Source organism: Streptomyces sp. NPDC101227 (assembly GCF_044767545.1).
Taxonomy (GTDB): domain Bacteria; phylum Actinomycetota; class Actinomycetes; order Streptomycetales; family Streptomycetaceae; genus Streptomyces.
The window spans coordinates 54174-76239 of record NZ_JBIWOD010000017.1 but is presented as its reverse complement, the minus strand read 5'-3'; the positions used below and the strand labels follow the sequence as shown (position 1 = coordinate 76239).

General features: G+C 71.8%; 14 protein-coding genes. 2 read left to right on the top strand and 12 right to left on the bottom strand.

The window, feature by feature from the left end; translation table 11 throughout:
* Nucleotides 1–61 precede the first annotated feature (61 nt).
* Both ACIRPT_RS31530 and nrdR read right to left on the bottom strand, forming a co-directional pair.
* On the bottom strand, nucleotides 62–2938 hold the full coding sequence (locus ACIRPT_RS31530; RefSeq protein WP_403833294.1) for a vitamin B12-dependent ribonucleotide reductase: 2877 nt from the start codon (nucleotides 2936–2938) through the stop codon (nucleotides 62–64).
* Between the two features lie 123 nt (nucleotides 2939–3061).
* Entirely contained in the window at nucleotides 3062–3601 is a 540-nt protein-coding gene (gene nrdR / locus ACIRPT_RS31525) for a transcriptional regulator NrdR (RefSeq protein ID WP_403511627.1), read from the bottom strand.
* Nucleotides 3602–4107: 506 nt separating this feature from the next.
* Between nrdR and lexA the strand changes: the two genes are divergently transcribed.
* Nucleotides 4108–4908: a transcriptional repressor LexA gene (gene lexA, locus ACIRPT_RS31520; RefSeq protein ID WP_403511630.1), complete on the top strand. Its 801-nt coding sequence runs from the start codon at nucleotides 4108–4110 to the stop codon at nucleotides 4906–4908.
* A gap of 169 nt (nucleotides 4909–5077) precedes the next feature.
* On the opposite strand, the gene ACIRPT_RS31515 is transcribed toward lexA, so the two are convergent.
* The 5 genes from ACIRPT_RS31515 to ACIRPT_RS31495 form a co-directional block, all read right to left on the bottom strand.
* Nucleotides 5078–7048 carry an ATP-dependent DNA helicase gene (locus ACIRPT_RS31515; RefSeq protein WP_403833291.1) on the bottom strand — a complete coding sequence of 657 codons (1971 nt, stop codon included), beginning with the start codon at nucleotides 7046–7048 and terminating at the stop codon, nucleotides 5078–5080.
* 42 nt (nucleotides 7049–7090) lie between these two features.
* Nucleotides 7091–8857 (bottom strand): IucA/IucC family protein, encoded by a 1767-nt coding sequence (locus ACIRPT_RS31510; protein WP_403833288.1) that lies wholly within the window; start codon nucleotides 8855–8857, stop codon nucleotides 7091–7093.
* Nucleotides 8858–8995: 138 nt separating this feature from the next.
* Nucleotides 8996–9697, bottom strand: coding sequence for a GNAT family N-acetyltransferase (locus ACIRPT_RS31505; protein ID WP_403833284.1), 702 nt, complete (start codon nucleotides 9695–9697; stop codon nucleotides 8996–8998).
* An 87-nt stretch (nucleotides 9698–9784) separates the two neighbouring features.
* The gene (locus ACIRPT_RS31500; RefSeq protein WP_403833281.1) at nucleotides 9785–11845 is read right to left on the bottom strand and encodes an IucA/IucC family protein; all 2061 of its coding nucleotides are present in this window, start codon (nucleotides 11843–11845) and stop codon (nucleotides 9785–9787) included.
* Nucleotides 11842–13236: a diaminobutyrate--2-oxoglutarate transaminase family protein gene (locus ACIRPT_RS31495; RefSeq protein ID WP_403833278.1), complete on the bottom strand. Its 1395-nt coding sequence runs from the start codon at nucleotides 13234–13236 to the stop codon at nucleotides 11842–11844. Before ACIRPT_RS31495 ends, ACIRPT_RS31500 begins: the two co-directional genes overlap by 4 nt.
* A gap of 284 nt (nucleotides 13237–13520) precedes the next feature.
* Between ACIRPT_RS31495 and ACIRPT_RS31490 the strand changes: the two genes are divergently transcribed.
* Nucleotides 13521–14705 (top strand): trypsin-like serine peptidase, encoded by a 1185-nt coding sequence (locus ACIRPT_RS31490; protein WP_403833276.1) that lies wholly within the window; start codon nucleotides 13521–13523, stop codon nucleotides 14703–14705.
* A gap of 123 nt (nucleotides 14706–14828) precedes the next feature.
* On the opposite strand, the gene hflX is transcribed toward ACIRPT_RS31490, so the two are convergent.
* The 5 genes from hflX to ACIRPT_RS31465 all read right to left on the bottom strand — a co-directional run bounded on the left by hflX (nucleotide 14829) and on the right by ACIRPT_RS31465 (nucleotide 22063).
* The gene (hflX, locus tag ACIRPT_RS31485; protein ID WP_403833273.1) at nucleotides 14829–16316 is read right to left on the bottom strand and encodes a GTPase HflX; all 1488 of its coding nucleotides are present in this window, start codon (nucleotides 16314–16316) and stop codon (nucleotides 14829–14831) included.
* 249 nt (nucleotides 16317–16565) lie between these two features.
* Nucleotides 16566–18098, bottom strand: coding sequence for a M1 family metallopeptidase (locus ACIRPT_RS31480; protein ID WP_403833271.1), 1533 nt, complete (start codon nucleotides 18096–18098; stop codon nucleotides 16566–16568).
* Nucleotides 18099–18207: 109 nt separating this feature from the next.
* On the bottom strand, nucleotides 18208–20385 hold the full coding sequence (locus tag ACIRPT_RS31475) for a RelA/SpoT family protein (RefSeq protein WP_403833269.1): 2178 nt from the start codon (nucleotides 20383–20385) through the stop codon (nucleotides 18208–18210).
* A gap of 177 nt (nucleotides 20386–20562) precedes the next feature.
* Nucleotides 20563–21435 carry a diaminopimelate epimerase gene (dapF, locus tag ACIRPT_RS31470; protein ID WP_403833267.1) on the bottom strand — a complete coding sequence of 291 codons (873 nt, stop codon included), beginning with the start codon at nucleotides 21433–21435 and terminating at the stop codon, nucleotides 20563–20565.
* Between the two features lie 64 nt (nucleotides 21436–21499).
* On the bottom strand, nucleotides 21500–22063 hold the full coding sequence (locus tag ACIRPT_RS31465; RefSeq protein ID WP_403833494.1) for a hypothetical protein: 564 nt from the start codon (nucleotides 22061–22063) through the stop codon (nucleotides 21500–21502).
* Nucleotides 22064–22066: the final 3 nt, after the last annotated feature.

Genomic DNA, 22066 nt, shown 5'->3' with positions numbered 1-22066 from the left:
TCCGGCCGCCGCCTTCGTCTGCTATTCGGTTATCTCTTCAGTTACGGCGCTGTGTCCGGAATCAGCTGCATCCGCTCGTGGACCCGCAGCCCTCGCACAGGTAGCAGCTACCGGCCCGCTGCATCTTGGTACCGCAGGAGAAGCAGAGCGGTGCGTCGGCGTTGATGCCCAGCTGCATCTCGACCAGTTCGGCGTTGGTGTGCGCCTGCTTCGGTGCCGGGACCGCGGTCTCCTCGACGACCTTGGCCGCCGGGGTGGCCTTCGGGGTCTCGATCTGGAGCGGTGCGGACTGGGCCAGGCCTTCGACGTCGACCTCGTCGTCGGAGGGCTCGTACGAGCCGGTCTCCAGGTGGCGCGTGCGCTCCTCGACGGAGTGGATGCCGAGCGCCGAGCGGGTCTCGAAGGGCAGGAAGTCCAGCGCCAGGCGGCGGAAGATGTAGTCGACGATCGACTGGGCCATCCGCACGTCCGGGTCGTCCGTCATACCGGCCGGCTCGAAGCGCATGTTGGTGAACTTCGAGACGTACGTCTCCAGCGGCACGCCGTACTGGAGGCCGACCGAGACCGCGATGGAGAAGGCGTCCATCATGCCCGCGAGGGTCGAACCCTGCTTGGACATCTTCAGGAAGACCTCGCCCAGACCGTCGTCCGGGTAGGAGTTGGCGGTCATGTAGCCCTCGGCGCCGCCGACCGTGAAGGAGGTGGTGATGCCGGGACGACCCTTCGGAAGGCGCTTGCGGACCGGGCGGTACTCGACGACCTTCTTCTCGGCGACCGGCGCGGCCTCGACCTTCTTCTCCTCCTTCTTCTTGGCGGAGAGGGGCTGGCCGACCTTGCAGTTGTCGCGGTAGATCGCGAGCGCCTTCAGGCCGAGCTTCCAGCCCTCGAAGTAGACCTCCTCGATCTCCTCGACGGTGGCCGTCTCGGGGACGTTGACCGTCTTGGAGATCGCACCCGAGAGGAACGGCTGCGCCGCGGCCATCATGCGCACGTGGCCCATGGCGGAGATGGAGCGGACGCCCATCGCGCAGTCGAAGACCTCGTAGTGCTCCGGCTTGAGGCCGGGGGCGTCGACGACATTGCCGTGGTCGGCGATGTGGGCGACGATCGCCTCGACCTGCTCGGGCTGGTATCCGAGCCGCTTGAGCGCCTTGGGGACCGTGTTGTTCACGATCTGCATGGAGCCGCCGCCGACCAGCTTCTTGAACTTGACCAGGGCCAGGTCGGGCTCGACGCCGGTGGTGTCGCAGTCCATCATCAGGCCGATGGTGCCGGTGGGAGCCAGCACGGAGGCCTGGGCGTTGCGGAAGCCGTTCTTCTCGCCGAGGCGGAGGACGTCCTGCCAGGCCTCGGTGGCCGCGGCCCAGACGGGGGTGTCCAGGTCGTCCATGCGCACCGCGGTGCCGTTGGCGTCGGAGTGCTGCTTCATGACGCGCTTGTGGGCGTCGGCGTTACGGGCGTAGCCGTCGTACGGGCCGACGACCGCGGCCAGCTCGGCGGAGCGCTTGTAGGAGGTGCCGGTCATCAGGGAGGTGATGGCACCGGCGAGCGCGCGGCCGCCGTCGGAGTCGTAGGCGTGGCCGGTGGCCATCAGCAGGGCGCCGAGGTTGGCGTAGCCGATGCCCAGCTGGCGGAAGGCGCGGGTGGTCTCGCCGATCTTCTCGGTGGGGAAGTCGGCGAAGCAGATGGAGATGTCCATCGCGGTGATGACCAGCTCGACGACCTTGGCGAAGCGCTCGGCGTCGAAGGACTGGTTGCCCAGGTCGTCGTCGCGCAGGAACTTCAGGAGGTTGAGCGAGGCGAGGTTGCACGAGGAGTTGTCCAGGTGCATGTACTCGCTGCACGGGTTGGACGCGGTGATCCGGCCCGACTCCGGCGAGGTGTGCCAGTGGTTGATGGTGTCGTCGTACTGGATGCCGGGGTCGGCACACGCCCAGGCGGCCTCCGCCATCTTGCGGAACAGACCCTTGGCGTCGACCTCTTCGATGACCTCGCCGGTCATCCGGCCGCGCAGCCCGAACTTCGAGCCGGACTCGACGGCCTTCATGAACTCGTCGTTCACGCGGACCGAGTTGTTGGCGTTCTGGTACTGGACGGACGTGATGTCGTCGCCGCCCAGGTCCATGTCGAAGCCGGCGTCGCGCAGCGCGCGGACCTTCTCCTCCTCCTTCACCTTGGTCTCGATGAAGGCCTCGACGTCCGGGTGGTCGACGTCCAGGACGACCATCTTGGCCGCGCGGCGAGTGGCGCCGCCCGACTTGATGGTGCCGGCCGAGGCGTCGGCGCCGCGCATGAAGGAGACCGGGCCGGAGGCGTTGCCGCCGGAGGAGAGCAGCTCCTTGGAGGAGCGGATGCGGGAGAGGTTCAGGCCGGCGCCGGAGCCGCCCTTGAAGATCATCCCCTCTTCCTTGTACCAGTCCAGGATCGACTCCATGGAGTCGTCCACGGAGAGGATGAAGCAGGCGCTGACCTGCTGCGGCTGCTGGGTCCCGACGTTGAACCAGACCGGGGAGTTGAAGCTGAAGACCTGGTGGAGCAGTGCGTAGGCCAGCTCGTGCTCGAAGATCTCGGCGTCCGCCGGGGAGGCGAAGTACGCGTGGTCCTCGCCGGCCTTGCGGTAGGTCTTCACCACGCGGTCGATGAGCTGCTTGAGGCTCGCCTCGCGGGTCGGGGAGCCCACCGCGCCGCGGAAGTACTTGCTGGTGACGATGTTGACCGCGTTCACCGACCAGAAGTCGGGGAACTCGACGCCTCGCTGCTCGAAGTTGACCGAGCCGTCGCGCCAGTTGGTCATGACGACGTCACGACGCGCCCACTCCACCTCGTCGTACGGATGCACGCCGGGGGTGGTGTGGATGCGCTCGATGCGCAGCCCCTTGCTCGCCTTGCTGCCCTTGGCGCGGGAGCCTCGTGCCGGGCCGCTCGCCGTCTCTGTCATTCCGCCTCCCTGTATACGGGCAAACGCCCATATGTGCGCACGCATTCCGTGGCACGGTGTATGTCTTTCCGATACCGGGGCCGCCTGCTCTGGCCCCGGCCAGGTCCTGGATGTGCGCCGAGCTCAGTCGGCGGTGGGGGCAGGCCCCACGGGCACGGCGAGGGCCGGTCCTCCGGCCTCCCCATGCGCTCCGCAGTCCTGCCCGGGCGGGCTCTGCTCGCGCTGCTCCCGCAGCTCGGCGATGGCCGCCTCGAAGTCCTCGAGCGAGTCGAAGGCCCGGTAGACGGACGCGAAGCGCAGGTAGGCGACGAGGTCCAGCTCCTGGAGCGGGCCCAGTATGGCGAGCCCGACGTCATGGGTGGACAGCTCGGCGCTGCCGGTGGCACGCACCGCCTCCTCGACCCGCTGGCCGAGCTTGGCGAGGGCGTCCTCGGTGACCGGTCGGCCCTGGCACGCCTTGCGCACTCCCGCGATGACCTTGTTGCGGCTGAAGGGCTCGGTGACCCCGCTCCGCTTGATCACCATCAGGGACGCCGTCTCGATGGTCGTGAAGCGGCGGGCGCAGTCGGGGCACTGGCGGCGCCGGCGGATCGAAGTGCCGTCATCCGTGGTGCGGCTGTCGACGACCCGGCTGTCGGGGTGCCTGCAGAAGGGGCAGTGCATGGCTCCACCCTCCTCACCCTCGTATACGGGCGTACGCCATCGAAACCCCGGCGTACGACTGAATGGCACCGACCGGTCCTCGCAGGCCCTTCGGAGCAGCCACCAGCATAGGCGATCCCCGGAGCCACGAAGGACCAGGCACCACAACTTGTAGGCGGCGAACCGCATCTAAGCACTAGATGTGGTGTCTCGGCGCTTATAGCTGCCTACCGCGTGTCGCGGTGGAGGCGGGCCGGCCGGTCGCCCATGAGCGTACGGGAAGCCACCCGGGCGGCGGGGCACAGGGGCGGGAATGACAGAATCGGCCACGGCGCGGTCTGGGAGGTCCGGCGGAAATCGCCGACGAAAGCCTGCACCAAAAGCCCGAATTGCCTTTTCGCCATACACCCAGCTACTTGATCGGGTCAGCCAATCAGCGAATTTTTCACTCGAACGTGTGTTTGGCGCAACCTTTCGAAAGCAACTACCGTTGGCTAACTAGGGAGAACATTTCGAGAGGGGCCGACGTGACCACCACCGCAGACAGCGCGACCATCACCGCACAAAGCCACTCCCAGAGCCGGTTCGAGCATCCGCAATCGGGACGCAACACGCCGATGGACGACGCCACGTTGGACTCCGAAGAGCCGAAGCCCGCTCGCTCGCTGCCGGGCCGGCCGCCAGGGATCCGGGCCGACAGTTCGGGGCTCACCGACCGGCAGCGCCGGGTGATCGAGGTGATCCGGGATTCGGTGCAGCGGCGCGGCTACCCGCCGTCGATGCGGGAGATCGGCCAGGCGGTCGGGCTGTCCAGCACGTCATCCGTCGCCCACCAGCTGATGGCTCTGGAGCGCAAGGGCTTCCTGCGGCGCGATCCGCACCGCCCCCGCGCATACGAGGTCCGCGGCTCGGACCAGACCACCAGTGCGACGACGGAGACGGCAGGCAAGCCCGCGGCATCGTATGTGCCGTTGGTCGGCCGGATCGCCGCCGGCGGTCCGATCCTCGCGGAGGAGTCGGTCGAGGATGTCTTCCCGCTCCCCCGCCAGCTGGTCGGTGACGGCGAGCTGTTCGTGCTGAAGGTCGTCGGCGACTCCATGATCGAGGCCGCGATCTGCGACGGCGACTGGGTCACCGTCCGCCGCCAGCCGGTCGCGGAGAACGGCGACATCGTCGCCGCGATGCTGGACGGCGAGGCCACGGTCAAGCGCTTCAAGCGCGAGGACGGCCACGTCTGGCTGCTGCCGCACAACGCGGCGTACCAGCCCATCCCCGGCGATGAGGCAACGATCCTCGGCAAGGTGGTGGCGGTACTGCGCCGCGTCTGACCTCCGCCCACAGGACAGCCCCGGGACCACTGCGCCGGTTCCGGGGCTCTTGCCTGTCTTTGCGCCTAAGCCGGCGCCGCTATCGCGGAGGTGGTTGATCTTCGGTGGGGGTTACTCAAGCGGTGGGGGTTGCTCAAGCGGTGGTTGCGGTGCGGGCAGGCGTCGCTGGCTAGCGGTCCGCGTCCTTCGCGGCCTTGTCGATGGCTGACAGCGATCGTCGTACCTGGTTGCGGTCCGTGGTGTACCAGAAGTCCGGCATGGACTTGCGCAGGAAGGAGCCGTAGCGGGCGCGCTCCACGCGGGGGTCCAGGACCGCGACCACGCCTCGGTCGCCGGTGGCGCGGACCAGGCGGCCCGCTCCCTGGGCCATCAGCAGGGCCGCATGGGTCGCGGCGACCGCCATGAAGCCATTGCCGCCGGCCTCCTCGACGGCCTTCTGCCGGGCGCTCATCAGCGGGTCGTCCGGGCGCGGGAAGGGCACCCGGTCCATCACCACCAGCTGGCAGCTCGGCCCCGGTACGTCGACGCCCTGCCACAAGGACAGCGTGCCGAACAGGCAGGTGCGGGGATCCTCGGCGAACGCCTTGATCAGCTCGCCGAGCGTGTCCTCACCCTGGAGGAGAATCGGCATGTCCGTGCGGCCGCGCAGCGCCTCGGCGGCGGCCTGGGCGCCACGCATCGACGAGAAGAGGCCAAGGGTCCGCCCGCCCGCCGCCTCGACCAGCTCCGCGAGCTCATCGAGCATGTCCTGGCGGTTGCCCTCGCGGCCGGGCTGGGCGAGGTGTTTGGCGACGTAGAGGATCCCCTGTTTCCCGTAGTCGAAGGGGGAGCCGACGTCCAGGCCCTTCCAGGGCGGCACGTCCTCGCCCTCGGTGCCTTCGGGGGCGAGGCCCAGGGAAGCCCCGACGCCGTTGAAGTCGCCGCCCAGCTTGAGGGTGGCGGAGGTGAGGACCACCGAGCGGTCGGCGAAGAGCTTCTCCCGCAGCAGCCCGGAGACCGACAGCGGCGCCACCCGCAGGGACGCGCCGAAGCGGTCATGGCGCTCGTACCAGACCACGTCGTACTCGGAGCCATTGGCGATGCGCTCGGCGACCGCGTGGACGCTCTCCACCGAGGCGATGGCCTGCTTGCGGACGGCATCCTCGTCCTGGACGGATTTGTCCCGGGTCGAGCCGAGCGCGGTGATGACCGTACGGGCCGCATCGCGCAGCGCCATCAGGCAGTAGCCGAGCTCCTCGGGGATCTTCTCCAGGCGGCCGGGCAGGGCCAGCTCCATCAGGCGCTCGAAGGTCTCCGACGCAGTCTGGAGCTGGTCGGCGGCCTTTTCGTTGACGAGCTTCGCGGCCCGGCGCACGGCGCGGTTGACCTGGCCGGGGGTGAGCTCGCCGGTGGCGACACCGGTGACCCGGGAGACCAGCTCATGCGCCTCGTCGATGATCAGGACCTCGTGCTGCGGCAGGATCGGCGCGCCCTCGATGGCGTCGATGGCGAGGAGCGCGTGGTTGGTGACCACCACATCGGCGAGCTTGGCGCGCTCCCGGGCGGCCTCGGCGAAGCACTCCGCACCGTAGGCGCACTTCGAGGCGCCCAGGCACTCCCGGGAGGAGACCGAGACCTGGCCCCAGGCGCGGTCGGAGACGCCGGGGGTGAGCGCATCGCGGTCGCCGGTCTCGGTCTCGTCCGCCCAGTCGCGCAGCCGCAGCAGGTCCTTGCCGAGCTTGCTGGTGGGCGTCGCCTGCTCGAACACGTCGAAGAGACCGTCCTCCTCTTCCTGCGGGACGCCTTCGTGCAGACGGTGCAGGCAGAGGTAATTGGAGCGGCCCTTGAGCATGGCGAACTCGGGGCGGCGGCGCAGCTGCGGATGGAGCGCCTCGACCGTGCGCGGCAGATCGCGCTCGACCAGCTGGCGCTGCAGCGCGAGGGTGGCCGTGGCGATCACCACTCTCTCGCCGTGCGCGAGGGCCGGGACCAGATAGCCGAGCGACTTTCCGGTGCCCGTGCCGGCCTGTACGAGGAGATGCGACTGATCGTCCACCGCCTGGGCGACGGCCTCGGCCATCGCCACCTGGCCGGGGCGCTCGGTGCCGCCGACGGCGGTGACGGCGGCGTGGAGCAGATCGGGGAGGGAGGGCTTCGTCATAGCGCTTGCAAGCCTACGCGGGACCACTGACAGCCGGACCGGTCACGGGGCGTGCAGGGGGTTGGGCACGGTGCCGTGCACCGCGGCGTGCGGGCGCTCGTGGCGGTCGCGGTAGCCGTCGACGTGCAGCCGGTTGCGGTTCAGACAGAGCCGGGCGATGCGCGGGGTGAGCAGGTCGAAGGTCTCGTGCCGCTCCTTGAGCCGCGGGAAGCGTTCGTGGTGGCGCAGGATCTCCGCCCGCACGAGTGACCAGAACTCCCTCTCGGGGACACCGAGTTGTTCCTCGCACAGCGGCCCCAGATAGCGGAAGACGCCGACGAACAGGCCGGAGTGGAGGAACTGGATGAGGAAGGACGGCGGTTCGGTCAGCAGCACCGCCCGTACGTCCTCCGACATCGAGTCGTGCTCGGGCAACGGCAGGGAGCTGGTGTTGACGTCGTCGACGAAGTCCTTGACGGCGAGGCGGGTGGGGACGTCGTGCTCGTCGAAGACGACGATGGCGTTCTCGCCGTGCGGGGAGAAGACCGTGCCGTACTGGTAGAGGAAGTGCAGCAGGGGCGGCAGCAGCGCGGCGAACAGCCGGCGCAGCCAGACGCGCGGGGCCAGGCCCGAGCGGCGCACCAGCTCCGCGGTCAGGGCCCGGCCGTGCGGGTCGGTCTGGAGCAGCGAGGCGAGGGTGCGGGCGCGTTCGCCGGGGTCGAGGTAGGGGGTGACCGGTTCGCGCCAGATGCAGCCGAGAAGCTCCTTGAACTGGTACGGGACGCCGGGCAGCCGGTCGTAGAGGGGGTGCTCGACGGTGACGGAGGCGATCTCGCCGAGAAGGATCACCCGGGTCTCGTCGCGCAGGTACGGGTCCTCGTCGCGCAGGCCGTGGACCCAGCGGGTGACGGCGGGGGCGGCGAGGGTGCGCTCGGTGGGCAGGCCGCGCCAGACGAGGGTGTTGAGGATCGACAGCGGCAGCTTGACCGTCCGGCCCTGGGGGCGGCTGATGTTGGTGAAGGTGCGGATCGACTGCTGCGGGAGCCGGAGGTCGTTGTCAGTGGGCAGCGCGATGATGGATCCGTCGGCGAGCTGTGGCGCGAAGAGCGGGGCGATGGTCTCGTCCCACTGCCAGGGGTGCACGGGGAGGTAGAGGTAGTCGGCGGGGTCGCGGCCCAGCGAGACGACGGTGCGGGCGAAGGTGTCGCGAACGGCGGGGGTGAGTTCCTCGCGGTAGAGACGGTCGGGGGTGGCGAGGGTGGGAATACCGCGGTAGTGGGCCAGGCTGTGGTGCGCGGCCAGCCAGGGCAGCCGCTCGGGGGTACGGGCCTCCGGCGCCCAGTGCGCCGCGTCGGCGGCCGAGAAGCCGAGCCGGCCCTTGTTGGCGACGAGCCAGGGGTGGCCGGTCTGGTGGCCTTCGAGGGTGGCGTAGTCCAGGTCGGCGAGGTCGGCGGCGCTGAGGGAGGCGGCGTCGAGGCGGGCGTCGGCGGCGAGCGTGGCGGTCAGCTCGCGGATGAGGTGGCCGGTGGTGTCGCCGGACAGGCCCAGCACGGTGTCGTGGGCGTGGGTGAGGAAACGGAGGGGGTCGGTGTCGGGGGTGAGGGAGTCGGGGTCGACGCGCCAGTGGCCGTAGGCGCCGCGGCGGGCACGGAAGCGGTAGACCAGCTCATCGGTGACCGGCAGGCGGTAGCGGGGGGTGCCGTCGGGGGCGGTGCCGTCGGGCTCGGGGGTGAGGATTTCCTCGTACGCGAACTCCGCCAGCATCTTGGCGAACAGTCGGCGCCCGGCGTGCTGCCAGGCGGTGTGCGGGGGCTGGGGCGCGGGAGACAAGGCGGGACTCCTCAAAGCGGGACGGGCCCGGCACGTTCGGGGGACAACCGGGGCGGGGTGGACGGGGGTGCGGGGTGCGGTGGGCTGCGGGGCGGGGCCGGGGGCCGTCGAGGGGCGGCCTCCGGGGCGGCGCGGGACTCAGAGGACGTGCCGATGGGCGCGGTCGCGGATCATCAGCGCCGCGCGTTTGTCGGGCAGTTCGATCTCGTCGGAGTAGCGGAATCCCGCGCTCAGGAACGCCGCCACGGAGGCGGTGTTGCGCAGGTCGGGCTCGGCGATGACGCGGTGGCAGAGGGGACGGTGGTCCAGTACGAGATCGGCGGTGGCGCGCAGCAGGGTGCTGCCGAGGCCGCGGGCGCGGTTGCCGGCGCCGCCGATCAGGAGGTGCAGGCCGGTGTCCTGGGACCGGGCCGGGTAGTGGCGGGCGACGGGGTCCAGGTCGGCGCGGTAGATCTCCCAGTAGCTCATCGGGACGCCCGCCAGCACCCCGAGACAGGGCAGGCTGCGCCCGTCGCCGTCCAGCTGGGCGCGCAGATGGGCGGCGGTGATCTCGGGGGCCCCGGCCAGCTCCCAGAAGGCGGCGACGGCCGGGTCGTTCATCCAGCCGGCGATCCGGCCGAGATCGCGGTCCAGGCGGACGGGGACGAGCGCGAACGGCCCGGCAGGGGTGTCGGCCGTGGCCCCGTCGGCCAGGTTGGCGAGCGGGGCGCCGGCGGTCGGGGTGACGACCTGGTCCGGCGTCCGGGGCTCCTCGGCGTACCACGCGCTCCATTCCGGCGGGAGGTGCGGGTCGAGGGTGTCTTCGGAGCCGGTGCCGAGGCCGGGGTCGGTGGATGGCACGGCGACGCTCTCCTCTCGTGGCCGTCTCCCGCGGGGCCTTGTGGGGCGCGGGCGGCGCCTGGGGCTGGGGGCGGTGGGTCGGCGGGGCTAGGTGGATAGGGGGTTGGGCACGGTGACGTAGACGGACTGGGTGTCGACCGGGCCGACGAGTTCGTCCAGGCCGTGCAGCCGGGTGGCGAGGTTGGCCTTGCAGCGCAGCGTGCGGGCGGTGAGCAGGTGCTCGGGCAGGGCCGAGCGGTGGGCGCGGGGGGCCGCGGCGGCGTCGGTGAGAAAGCGGCGGAAGGCGGCCAGCAGGATGTCCTCGCGGATCAGGCGCTGTGCGCCGAAGGCGCCGATGAGGCCGAGGACGTTGTTGATGCCGAGGTAGTAGGCGAAGCGTTCGTCGGTGACGTCGTCGGAGACGAAGGTGTCGCTGGTGGCGCCGATGCCGGGCAGCCGCCGCTGGAGGTCGGCGCGCCGCGAGGCACGGAAGTAGTAGCCCTGGTTGTCGCGGTAGCGGCCGCCGACGGGCCAGCCGTTGGGGTCGAGCAGGACGAGGGTGTTCTGCTGGTGGGCCTCCAGGGCGACGCCGGCGGTGCCGTCGAGCCACAGGACGGGCCGTACGACCGCCTCGAGATAGCGCAGGAACCACTCGGTGGCGACGGCGTCCTGGGGACGGCCGGTGCGGGCGCTGAGCGTGCCGACGAGGTCTTCGAGGCGGGAGCGTACGCCCGGTTGTCCGGGCCAGGGTCGGGGCGAGGTGAGTCCGGCGATGCAGACGGCGTCGTCGGTGGTGGTGAAGGGGTTGTGGCGGATGACGACGTCCAGGCCCTGGACGGGGCGGCCGTCGAGGCCGTCGACGGCGAGGTAGGCCGGGTCGCGGATGATGTCGAAGCCCGGGTGGACGGCCCCCCACTGCTCGGCGAGGCCGGTGCGCAGCAGCCGGTGGACCTCGACGCCGCGCTCGAGTTCCTTGCGGAGGTTCTCCCGGCGGGAGTTGGTGATGCGCAGGCCGAGGGAGAGCTTGAGCATGGCGTCCGCGTCGGGGCGGTAGACGGTGCGCACGGAGGAGGTGGGGTGCCAGAGGGAGCCGTGCGGGCCCAGGTCGTGGAGCAGGCCCGCGTCGCGGAGGGCGGCGATGTCGGGGCGGCCGGCGAGCTCGCTGGCCTGCCAGGGGTGCAGCGGCAGCGGCACGGTGTCGTCGGGGAGGTGGAGGGTTCCGTCGGTGAGGCCGAGGGCGAGCCGTTCGGCCGGGACGGGCTTGCCGCGTTCGGTCCAGGCGGAGTCGGTGGCCAGGACGGAGCGGTGGACGGCCATCCAGTGGAGTGTGAAGGCGCCGCGCAGTTCGGGCGAGTAGGCGCGGGTCTCGGCTTCGGTGAGGCCCTCGCGGCTCTTGGGGGTGGGGTGCAGCGGGTGGCCCAGGAGGAGGGACTGCTCGGCCTCGAGGAAGAGGGAGGCATGGGAGTCGGCCGGGCGGGTGCGGCGGTCGGCGAGGAAGACGGCGGTGCTGCGGACGGAGGCCGCGACCCGGCCGACGAGTTCGGCGCCGTCGCCCTCGGGTGCCTGCGGCCGCTCGCCCTCGGGCGCGTGGTGCCGCTCGCCGGCCGGCTGCGGCTCCCCGCCGTCGGCCGTCCGCTCCTCGCCGTCCGGTGCCCGGCGCTCGCCGCCGTACGCGGCCTCGCGGCGCAGCAGTGCGGCGACGGTGACGGCGTCCAGGGGCTCGGCGGCGGGCGGGGCGCCTTCGAGGGACGGGGCGCCGAGGCGGTGCCAGCCGGTGGGCGACCAGTAGCGGACGGGGAGGTGCAGGGCGGTGCCGCTGGCGTAGAGCGGGATGCGCAGCCGGCCGCCGGCGGGGCGCCGGGCGCCGCTCTCGCGGATCCAGCAGCGCAGCAGGCTCTCGATCCCGGCGGCGTCGGCGGCGGCGGCCGGGTCGGGGTGGTCGAGGGGGTCGGCGGCGCGGGCGTCGGCGTGGGGGGTGCCGCAGGGGCGCGGGGCGCCGTGGCCGACGGCCGGGGGCCGGGTCTGGCGTTCCTCGAGCGGCTGGTGGCAGGCGTCGTCGTCCGCGGTGTGCCGCTGCTGGCGCGGCACGGTCTGTTCCGTGGTGGCGCCGCCCTGGTGGGCGAGTCGCTCGGCGGCCGGGGTCCCCTCGGGACCGGGGCGTTCGTTCATGGGGTGGTGCCTCGCATGGTTGTGGGGGACGAGCCCGTCGGCCCGGGGGTGGTGCGGACCGCCGCCGCGATGGCGTCGGCGAGGCGGTCGAGGATCGCGTCCGCCTGTTCGTCGGTGATGGTCAGGGGTGGCAGCAGTCGGACGACGGCGGAGTGCCGGCCGCCCAGTTCGACGATCAGGCCGCGGTCCAGGCAGGCGCGCTGGACGGCGGCGGCGAGTGCGGGGTCGGCGGGGCGGGCGCCGCCGTTGTCGGCGTCGGCGTCGCGGTCGACGAGCTCGACGCCGAGCATCAGGCCGCGGCCGCGGACGTCCCCGATGCAGTCGTGGTGGGCGGCGAGCGAGCCGAGCCGGGCGAGCATCCTGGCGCCCAGCTCCTGGGCGCGGCGGGCGAGTTGGTGTTCGCGTACGTAGGCGAGGGTGGCGCGGCCCGCGGCCATGGCGAGCTGGTTGCCGCGGAAGGTGCCGGCGTGCGCGCCGGGCTGCCAGGTGTCGAGTTCCGCCCGGTAGACGATGACGGCGAGCGGCAGGCTGCCGCCGATCGCCTTGGACAGGACGAGGACGTCGGGCACGATCCCGCTGTGCTCGATGGCCCAGAAGGTGCCGGTGCGGCCGACGCCGGTCTGTACCTCGTCCACGATCAGCGGGATCTGCCGCTCGGTGGTGAGCTGCCGCATCCGCCGCAGCCAGGTGTCGGGCGCGGGGATCACTCCGCCCTCACCCTGGACGGGTTCCAGGATCATCCCGGCGGGCCGGGTCACTCCGCTCTTGTCGTCGTCGAGCAGGCTCTCGGTCCAGCGGGCGGAGAGTTCGGCGCCGCGCTCGCCGCCGGTGGCGAACGGGCAGCGGTACGCGTAGGGATAGGGCAGCCGGGTCACGGTGGTGTGCCGCGCTCCCCCGGAGGCCGCGAGCGCCTCGGCGGTCATGCCGTGGTAGGCGCCGGAGAAGGCCATCAGGCCGTCCCTGCCGGTCGCCGTGCGGACGAGTTTGAAGGCGGCTTCCACGGCGTCCGTGCCGGCCGGTCCGCAGAACTGGACCCGCGCCGTTTCGGCCAATTCCCGCGGCAGCGTGGCGAACAGCTCGGTGACGAAGTCGTCCTTGACGGGGGTCGCCAGGTCGAGGATGTGCAGCGGCGCGCCGGAGTCGAGGACCGTACGGATCGCTTCGAGCACGACGGGGTGGTTGTGCCCGAGCGCCAGGGTGCCGGCACCGGAGAGGCAGTCGAGGTAGCGGCGGCCGTCGGCGCCCTCGATGGTCAGCCCGCGGGCGCGCACCGGGACGATGGGCAGGGAGCGCGCGTAGGTACGGGCGGCGGATTCACGCAGGGACTGCCGGCGCAGGATCCCTTCGTGGGCCGACGGCACCGCCGTCGGCACGGTTTCGGTCAACGCCACGGCAGTTGTGTCCTCCTGCTGGTGTGCTGTTGGATGCCCCGCGGGCCGTATGAGCTGCCCGGCGGTCCCCCGTACGTACCAACGACGCTTCGGACGGTGGATCACGGCCGCCGTCAAGATCCTTGCGGTGGCGGAACCGGGGACCCGGCTGCCGCCGTCTTGGTCGGCACCGGCATAGTGAAGGGCCGCGCCGGGGGTCTTGAGGTTCATGACAAGTTCAGACGGCGCAGCACGCGTCGGGCCGCACCGGCCCGGTCAGAAAAACCACCAGGGGGAAGTCACCCATGCGATCGATACGTCGGCCAGTTCTGGCCGCCGCCGCCCTCAGCGCCGTCGTGGCGCTGACCGCGACCGGCTGTGGACCGGACAGCGGCAGCACCGACGCCAAGCCGACCCAGTCGGCCCAGGACACCTCGGGCGGGGGTGACTTCAAGATCCCCAAGGACATCCAGGACAAGCTCAAGGAACACGGCATCGACCTGGACAAGTGGAAGAACGGGGAGTGGAAGAACTGGGACAAGGACAAGTGGCTCCGCGAGGCCGGCCAGTTCATCAACCCGATCATCAAGGACTTCTGGAACCCGGACAAGATCGGCAAGGCCAAGCCGCCGCAGGACAACACCCGGCCCGGTGATGTCTCCGAGGACCAGGGCAAGACCGATCCCGAGCCTTCCGCCGTCCCGGCCAAGGCCGTCGCGACCCCGTACGACGAGACGGCGCCCGGCATCGGCCTGCTCGCGTTCAGCACGCCGGAGGGTGACGCCCGCTGCTCCGCCACGGTCGTCAAGGACCCGGCGCACCCGGGCAAGTCCAACCTGGTGTGGACCGCGGCGCACTGCGTGCACGCCGGCAAGAACGGCGGCTGGTACCGCAACCTGATCTTCGTGCCGAGCTTCAACAAGACGGGCGGCACCGCCGACAAGATCAAGGACAAGCCCTTCGAGGAGCGCGTCCCCAAGGGCAAGTGGTGGGCCGACGACCTGGCCACGTCCAAGGAGTGGATCAAGGACGGCGGCGCCGTTCCGGGCGTGCCGATGGCTCCGTACGACTTCGCGCTGATGCACGTCAAGCCCGAGGAGAACACCGGCGGCAAGTCGCTGGAGGAGATCGCCGGGGGTGCGTACCAGGTCAACTTCAACGCTCCGCCGATCGGCAAGATCCCGAGCCTGACCGCGCAGGGCTACCCGGCCGAGGCGCCGTTCGACGGTGCGTCGCAGCAGCAGTGCACGGACAAGCCGACCCGCCTGTCGATGGACGCCAAGAAGCCGACCATGTACCGGATCGGCTGCACCATGACCGGTGGCTCCTCCGGTGGCCCCTGGTTCGCCAAGGGTCCCGACGGCAAGCCGCAGCTGATCTCCAACATGTCGATGGGCCCGCGCCCGGCCAAGTGGGCGGCCGGCCCGCACCTGGGCCCCGAGGCCAAGGCGATCTTCACGGCGATGAGCCAGAAGTGGGCCAACAAGTAGGACGCTGAGGACGAGGTGCCCGCCGCGCGCCGGCGGGCACCCTGCCCCGCACCGCCCACGGCATGACGAAGGCCCGCCCCCGGTTTCCCGGGGGCGGGCCTTCGTCCGTATGCGTCCTGCGGGTTATGCGGCCGGCACGAACGGCTGGAACTCCGCGGCCAGCTCCGCGTGTACCCGGGCCTTGAGGACCGTGCCGTCCGCGGTGTGCTCCTCGGAGATGACCTCGCCCTCGGCGTGCGCCCGCGAGACCAGGGCGCCCTGGGTGTAGGGCACCAGCGCCTCGATCTCGACCTGCGGCCGGGGCAGTTCCTCGTCGAGCAGGGTCAGCAGCTCCGCCATGCCCTGGCCCGTACGGGCCGAGACCGCGATGGCGTGCTTCTCGTTGCGCAGCAGTCGCTGCAGCACGAGCGGATCGGCGGTGTCCGCCTTGTTGATGACCACGATCTCGGGCACGTCCGTCGCGCCCACCTCGCGGATCACCTCGCGTACGGCGGCCAGCTGCTCCTCCGGCACCGGATGCGCGCCGTCGACCACATGGAGGATGAGATCGGAGTCGCCGACCTCCTCCATCGTGGAGCGGAACGCCTCGACGAGGTGGTGCGGCAGATGCCGGACGAAACCGACGGTGTCGGCGAGGGTGTAGAGCCGCCCGCTGGGCGTCTCGGCCCGCCGGACGGTCGGGTCCAGGGTGGCGAACAGGGCGTTCTCCACCAGCACGCCGGCGCCGGTGAGGCGGTTGAGCAGGGAGGACTTGCCGGCGTTGGTGTAGCCGGCGATGGCGACCGAGGGGATCTTGTTGCGCCGGCGTTCCTGGCGCTTGATGTCCCGGCCGGTCTTCATCTCCGCGATCTCGCGGCGCATCTTCGCCATGCGCTCGCGGATCCGCCGCCGGTCCGTCTCGATCTTGGTCTCACCGGGACCACGGGTGGCCATACCGCCGCCCGAGGAACCGGAGCCACCGCCACCCATCTGACGGGACAGCGACTGGCCCCAGCCGCGGAGCCTGGGGAGCATGTACTGCATCTGCGCCAGCGAGACCTGCGCCTTGCCCTCCCGCGACTTGGCGTGCTGGGCGAAGATGTCGAGGATCAGGGCGGTCCGGTCGACCACCTTGACCTTGACGACGTCCTCGAGGTGGATCAGCTGGCCCGGGGAGAGCTCACCGTCACACACCACGGTATCCGCGCCGGATTCGAGCACGATGTCGCGCAGCTCCAGCGCCTTGCCCGAGCCGATGTACGTGGCGGGGTCGGGCTTGTCGCGCCGCTGGATGACGCCGTCGAGCACGAGGGCGCCTGCGGTCTCCGCCAGCGCGGCGAGCTCGGCGAGCGAATTCTCCGCATCACCCACCGTGCCCGTGGTCCATACGCCGACGAGCACCACCCGTTCCAGCCGGAGCTGGCGGTACTCGACCTCGGTGATGTCCTCGAGCTCGGTGGACAGACCCGCGACGCGGCGCAGCGCCGCACGGGCCGAGCGGTCGTACTGGTCGCCGTCGCGCTCCCCGTCGATCTCGTGGCTCCAGGCGACGTCCTCTTCCATCAGGGCGTCGGCCCGAAGGCTCTCCGGGAGGCGCTGCCGGTCCTGCGGAAGGGAAGAAGAGGAGGTCATTTGATCCTTTGTGTCGTTGGGAAGTCCCGTCGGGGACCGGGCGGTCCCGCTGGGGCTGTCGTCGCTGGTACTGCGGCTTTCGACAAGCACAACGTCCCGGCCTCCCGGGAGATTCCCGGCCGGCCGTCGGCGTCGTCGACCCGAAGATGGTCGCACGGCCCGTTACGGCCCGTCACCCGGGTTTCCGGCGTTTTCCGGCGGCGGGGCCCGCTGTGCCTCGGACGGCCCACGGGGCGGGCCCTCGCCGGGTCAGTGGGGCTGTTTGGCCCGCCACTGCGGGTGGCCCGGCATCGATGGGGTCTTCGCGCCGTAGAGCCAGCCCTGGAAGAAGCCGGTCAGGTCCTGGCCGGAGATCTCGGAGGCCAGCCGGACGAAGTCGGCGGTGCCGGCGACGCCGTCGTGGTGGCGGGTGACCCAGGTGCGTTCGAGGCGGTCGAAGGCTTCGGGGCCGATCTTGTCCCGCAGGGCGTAGAGGACCAGTGCGCCGCCGTCGTAGATGGACGGCCGGAAGATGCTGATCTTCTGGCCGGGCTGGGCGGCCTTGGGCTCGGCGGGCGGGCCGCCGTCGGCGCGCCAGCCGTCCGACTGCTGGTAGGCGCGCTGCATCCGGGTGTCGAGGGAGGCGGAGGCGCCGCCCTTCTCCTGGGCGTAGAGCGCCTCGTACCAGGTGGCGTGGGCCTCGTTGAGCCAGACGTCGGACCAGCGGTGCGGGCTGACGCTGTCGCCGAACCACTGGTGCGACAGCTCGTGCACCATGACGGACTCGATGTACCAGTCGGGCAGCCGGCCGGTGAACAGGCCCTTCTCGAAGAGCGAGAGGGTCTGGGTCTCCAGCTCGAAGCCGGTGCGGGCGTCCGCGATCAGCACCCCGTAGTTCTCGAAGGGGAACGGGCCGATCTTGCTTTCCATCCAGGCCAGCTGGCCGGGGGTCTTGGCCGCCCAGCGGGCGAGCTCGGCGCGGTGGGCGGTGGGTACGACGTTCCGTACGGGCAGGCCGTGCGGTCCCTCGGCCCGCAGCACGGTGGAGTGGCCGAGGGAGACCTGCGCCAGCTCGGTGGCCATCGGGTGGGCGGTGCGGTACGTCCAGACGCGGCGCGGGCCGCGCTCGCTCTGGCCGTAGGGCTCTCCGTTGGCGACGGCCGTCACGTCCTGGGGGGCGGTGATCCGGAAGGTGAAGTACGCCTTGTCGGAAGGGTGGTCGTTGCAGGGGAAGACGCGGTGTGCGGCGTCGGCCTGGTTGGCCATCGCCAGCCCGTCACTGGTGCGGATCCAGCCGCCGTCGCCGCTGCCGCGCGGGTCGCTGGTGTGCCGTACGACGATCTTCAGCTGCTCTCCGGGGGAGACGCCGGCGGACGGGGTGATCACCAGGTCCTCGCCGTGCTGCTGATGGCGGGCGGGCCGGCCGTTGACCTCCACAGACTGGACCGTGCCGCGGGCGAAGTCGAGGTTGAGCTCGTCGAGTGCCTCGGTGGCACGGGCGGTGAGCTCGGTGACGGCGTTCAGTGGGCGGTCGTTGTGGCCGGAGTAGTCCAGGTCGACGTGGTAGGACGTGACGTCGTAGCCGGGGTTGCCGAGGTTGGGGAACAGGCGGTCGCCGATGCCGCGCGCACCGGGGGAGCCGGCGGGCGGGGCCGCGCCGAGGAGGGCGACGGCGGCCAGCGAGAGGGCGGTGGCCCGCCGGCCGGCCCGGGACCGGAGCCACCGGCGCGAGCGGCGGGGCGCGGGAGCGGGAACGGCGGGACGGTAGGGGTCGGGGGACGGTTGACGCGAGGGAAGCGACATGGGCTACGGCTATCAGCGCGGCTCCCCGGCCCGCGGATGGCACGGCAATACGGCACCCGAAAGGGCGGTGGTTCGGGCGTCCGGCTTACGCCCGGGTGCGGCGGTGCGATCAGGGGCGTAGGGCCGCGGTCGGCCTGGCCCGGCCCGCGCGCAACACGTCGAAGACGCCCGGGACTTCACGCATTGCGCGCATCAGGGAGGGCAGCCCGGCGGCGTTCGGCAGATGCAGCGTGTACGTGTGCCGTACCCGCTGCTCATGCGGGGGTTCGACGGCCGCGGACACCACGGCGACGCCCTGGGCGGCGATCGCTTCGGTGAGGTCGGCCAGCAGGTGCGGGCGGCTGAACGCCTCGGCCAGGAGGGTCACCCGGCAGCCGTGGCCCGCCTTGCCCGCGCGCCGCCAGCGCACCCCCACCGGCTGCCGGCCGCCGGCGGCCATCCGTGCCACGACGGGGCACAGGGCGCGGTGCACGGTGACCATGCCGCCCCGTACGGCGAAGCCGGTGACGTTGTCCGGCGGCACCGGCGTGCAGCAGCCCGCCAGCCGTACGGAGGCGCCGGGCAGGTCGGCGACGGCCAGCACGGCGGCGGGGGTGATCGCGGCCGTATCGCCGGGCCCGGGGGCGTGGCCGGGGGCGGCGGGGGCCGTCCTGGGGGACACAGGGGGCGGGTCGCCTGCGTCGTCCCCGGTGGGCCGCGACAGCCAGCGGGAGATGGCGAGCCGGGCGGCGGGGGTGCGGGCGTGGTCGAGCCACTCGGGTGCGGGGCCGGTGGCGGAGTCGGGGGCCATCAGGAGGTGCAGGGTGTCGCCGTCGCGCAGGACGGTAGCGAGGGTGGCGAGGCGGCCGTTGACCCGGGCGCCGAGACAGCAGTGCGCCGCCTCGCCGTGCCGGGCGTAGGCGGCGTCCACACAGCTCGCGCCGGCGGGCAGGCGGAGGGAGCCGTCCGCGGGGCCGTTGGCCGGGCCGCCCGCGCAGAAGACCGTGATCTCCAGATCCTGTGCCAGGTCGTCGCGCAGCGAGCTCCAGAACGTGTCCGGGTCGGGTGTGGTGCGCTGCCACTCCAAGAGGCGCGAGAGCCACCCGGGGCGGGTGGGGTCGGCCCGCTCGCCGTCCGGGGCGTCCGGGCCGTCGGTCGCGGCGTACGGATTGCCCAGTGCGATCACCCCGGCCTCGGCGACCCGGTGCATCTGGTGCGTACGGATCAGCGTCTCGGCGATCTCCCCCGATTCGCCGGTGACGGCGGTGTGCAGCGACTGGTAGAGGTTGAACTTCGGCGCGGCGATGAAGTCCTGGAACTCGGAGACGACCGGGGTGAAGCAGGTGTGCAGCTCGCCGAGGACCGCGTAGCAGTCGGCGTCCTCGGCGACCAGGACCAGCAGCCGCCCCAGGTCCGCGCCGGTCATCTCGCCGCGGGCCATCCGGACGCGGTGCACGGAGACGAAGTGCCGCGGCCGCACCAGGACTTCGGCCTGGATCTTGGCCTCGTCCAGGGTCGTACGGACCCGCGCGGCGAGGACGGCGAGCGGGTCGGGGCGGCCGGCGTGTTCGCTGACCAGGCTGCGGGTGGCGGCGTACTCCTCCGGGTGCAGGATGGCGAAGACCAGGTCCTCCAGCTCGGTCTTCAGCGCCTGGACGCCGAGGCGTTCGGCGAGCGGGATCAGGACGTCGCGGGTGACCTTGGCGATCCGGGCCTGCTTCTCGGGGCGCATCACGCCGAGGGTGCGCATGTTGTGCAGCCGGTCGGCGAGCTTGATCGACATCACCCGGACGTCGTTGCCGGTGGCGACCAGCATCTTGCGGAAGGTCTCCGGCTCGGCGGCCGCGCCGTAGTCGACCTTTTCCAGCTTCGTCACCCCGTCGACCAGGTAGCAGACCTCGTCGCCGAACTGCGCCCGCACCTGATCGAGGGTCACCTCCGTGTCCTCGACGGTGTCGTGGAGGAGGGAGGCGGTCAGGGTCGTGGTCTCCGCGCCGAGCTCGGCGAGGATGAGGGTGACCGCCAGGGGGTGGGTGATGTACGGCTCGCCGCTCTTGCGCATCTGGCCGCGGTGCGAGGACTCGGCCAGCACATATGCCTTGCTCAGGATGTCCAGGCCGGCATCGGGGTGGTGGCGGCGGTGCACCTTGGCGACGTGTTCCAGGGCGTCGGGGAGGCCGTCGCGAGGGGCCGCGCCGAGCAGCGCGGCGCGCCCGATCCGCCGCAGTCCCTGGACATCGAGCCGGGGGCGGCCGCGCCTGCGGCCCACTGCCTCAGCGTTACCAGGGTTAGTGGCCTCTGCGCTCATGGGCACCTCCGGCAGCGTCGACCGGCAGTGGGCGCCCTTCCTCTGATCACTCGGATCACTCGGCACGCCCGGGCCGGTGCTTGATGCTACCGAGCCCATCACGCACCGCAGTCCGTCTCTCGCTCAGCGTGAAACGGACCACCCATTCGAGCGAATCCGGGGACGAAAGCGTGCCCGTCAGGCAAGCGCCGTGGTCAGCCAGGCCGGGTCGAAGGTGCCCTCGGCGACGATCACGGCCGGTCCGGTCATCTCGACGGTGCCGTCGGGCAGCTCGGTGATCGAGAGGCTGCCGCCGAGGACGTCGACGGTGTAGGTGACGGGCAGTCCGGTCTCGGCGGGGTCGGTGCCGTCCCGGCGGGCGGTGGCGACCGCGACCGCGCAGGCGCCGGTGCCGCAGGAGCGGGTCTCGCCCGAGCCGCGCTCGTGCACCCGCATCGCCACATGCCGCGGCCCGCGGTCGGCGACGAACTCGATGTTCACGCCGTCGGGATAAACCGCCGCTGGGCTGAACGGCGGTACGGCCCGCAGGTCCCCGGCATGCGCCAGGTCCTCGACGAAGGCGACCGCGTGCGGATTGCCCATGTTCACGTTACGGGCCGGCCAGCTGCGGCCGTCCAGGGTGACCGTGACGCTCTCCTCGGGGAGTTCGGCACGGCCCATGGAGGCCGTGACATCGCCGCTCTTGGCGACGTGGACGCGGCGCACTCCGGCGCGGGTGGCGATGGCGAGATCGCCCGCCTCGACGAGGCCGGCGTGCAGCAGATAGCGCGCGAAGACGCGCACGCCGTTGCCGCACATCTCGGCGATGGAGCCGTCGCCGTTGCGGTAGTCCATGAACCACTCGGCCTCGTCCGCCTGGTCGCGCGCCTCGGGGTGCGCGGCGGAGCGTACGACATGCAGCACGCCGTCGCCGCCGAGTCCGGCCCGCCGGTCGCAGATCCGGGCGACCGCGGTCGCGGACAGGTCGAGGCGGCCCTCGGGGTCGGGAACGATCACGAAGTCGTTCTCGGTGCCGTGGCCCTTGAGGAAGGCGATGCGCTGCGTGGTCACCCTTGAATCGTACGGGCGGACGGGGCGGGCGACGCGTACGGGGTGCGGACCGGGTGCCGGCGGGTCAGCGCAGCCGGGCCACTCGCCAGATGGCGAGCGCGGCCAGGACGGCCACCACCGCGGCGTAGCCGAGGACGACGTGCCAGCGGGCCCAGCGGCCCGATCCGCGCGGCGGCAGTCCCGGCCAGGTGTGACCGGCGCGGCGGGCGGCCATCATGCCCCAGCCCGCGGCGCAGCAGCACAGCAGCAGGCCGAGCATCGCTATCACCGCGCCACCGTCGCCGCCGAACTCGAAGGCGAGCGGGAAGCCGAACATCAGGGAGCCGACGGAGGCGAGCACCACGATCGGCGCGAGCTGCCACAGGCGCAGCCGGCGGGGCGGGCGCAGCTCCCGGAAGGACTCGCCGCCCTCGGCGGGAGCGTCGGTGCCGGCGTCCGGGCCGTCCGAGTCGTCCAGGGCGCCCGAGTCGTCCAGGGCGCCGGGCTCGGCGAGCCGGGCGTCAGCGGCGGCGGCGGCCAGGATGTCGTGCGCGTCCGGCCCGTCCTGGGCCAGCGGCAGGGTGTCGGGCGTCGCGTCGGCGTCGCCGTGGTCCGTTTCCTGGGCTCTGTTGCGAGGGCCGGCCTCCATTGC

Bases quoted from the DNA above. Each gene is read 5' to 3' on its own strand.
- ACIRPT_RS31530 (WP_403833294.1), bottom strand. From the start codon at position 2,938: ATGACAGAGACGGCGAGCGGCCCGGCACGAGGCTCCCGCGCCAAGGGC.
- nrdR (WP_403511627.1), bottom strand. From the start codon at position 3,601: ATGCACTGCCCCTTCTGCAGGCACCCCGACAGCCGGGTCGTCGACAGC.
- ACIRPT_RS31515 (WP_403833291.1), bottom strand. From the start codon at position 7,048: ATGACGAAGCCCTCCCTCCCCGATCTGCTCCACGCCGCCGTCACCGCC.
- ACIRPT_RS31500 (WP_403833281.1), bottom strand. From the start codon at position 11,845: ATGAACGAACGCCCCGGTCCCGAGGGGACCCCGGCCGCCGAGCGACTC.
- ACIRPT_RS31490 (WP_403833276.1), top strand. From the start codon at position 13,521: ATGCGATCGATACGTCGGCCAGTTCTGGCCGCCGCCGCCCTCAGCGCC.
- hflX (WP_403833273.1), bottom strand. From the start codon at position 16,316: ATGACCTCCTCTTCTTCCCTTCCGCAGGACCGGCAGCGCCTCCCGGAG.
- ACIRPT_RS31480 (WP_403833271.1), bottom strand. From the start codon at position 18,098: ATGTCGCTTCCCTCGCGTCAACCGTCCCCCGACCCCTACCGTCCCGCC.
- ACIRPT_RS31475 (WP_403833269.1), bottom strand. From the start codon at position 20,385: ATGAGCGCAGAGGCCACTAACCCTGGTAACGCTGAGGCAGTGGGCCGC.
- ACIRPT_RS31465 (WP_403833494.1), bottom strand. From the start codon at position 22,063: ATGGAGGCCGGCCCTCGCAACAGAGCCCAGGAAACGGACCACGGCGAC.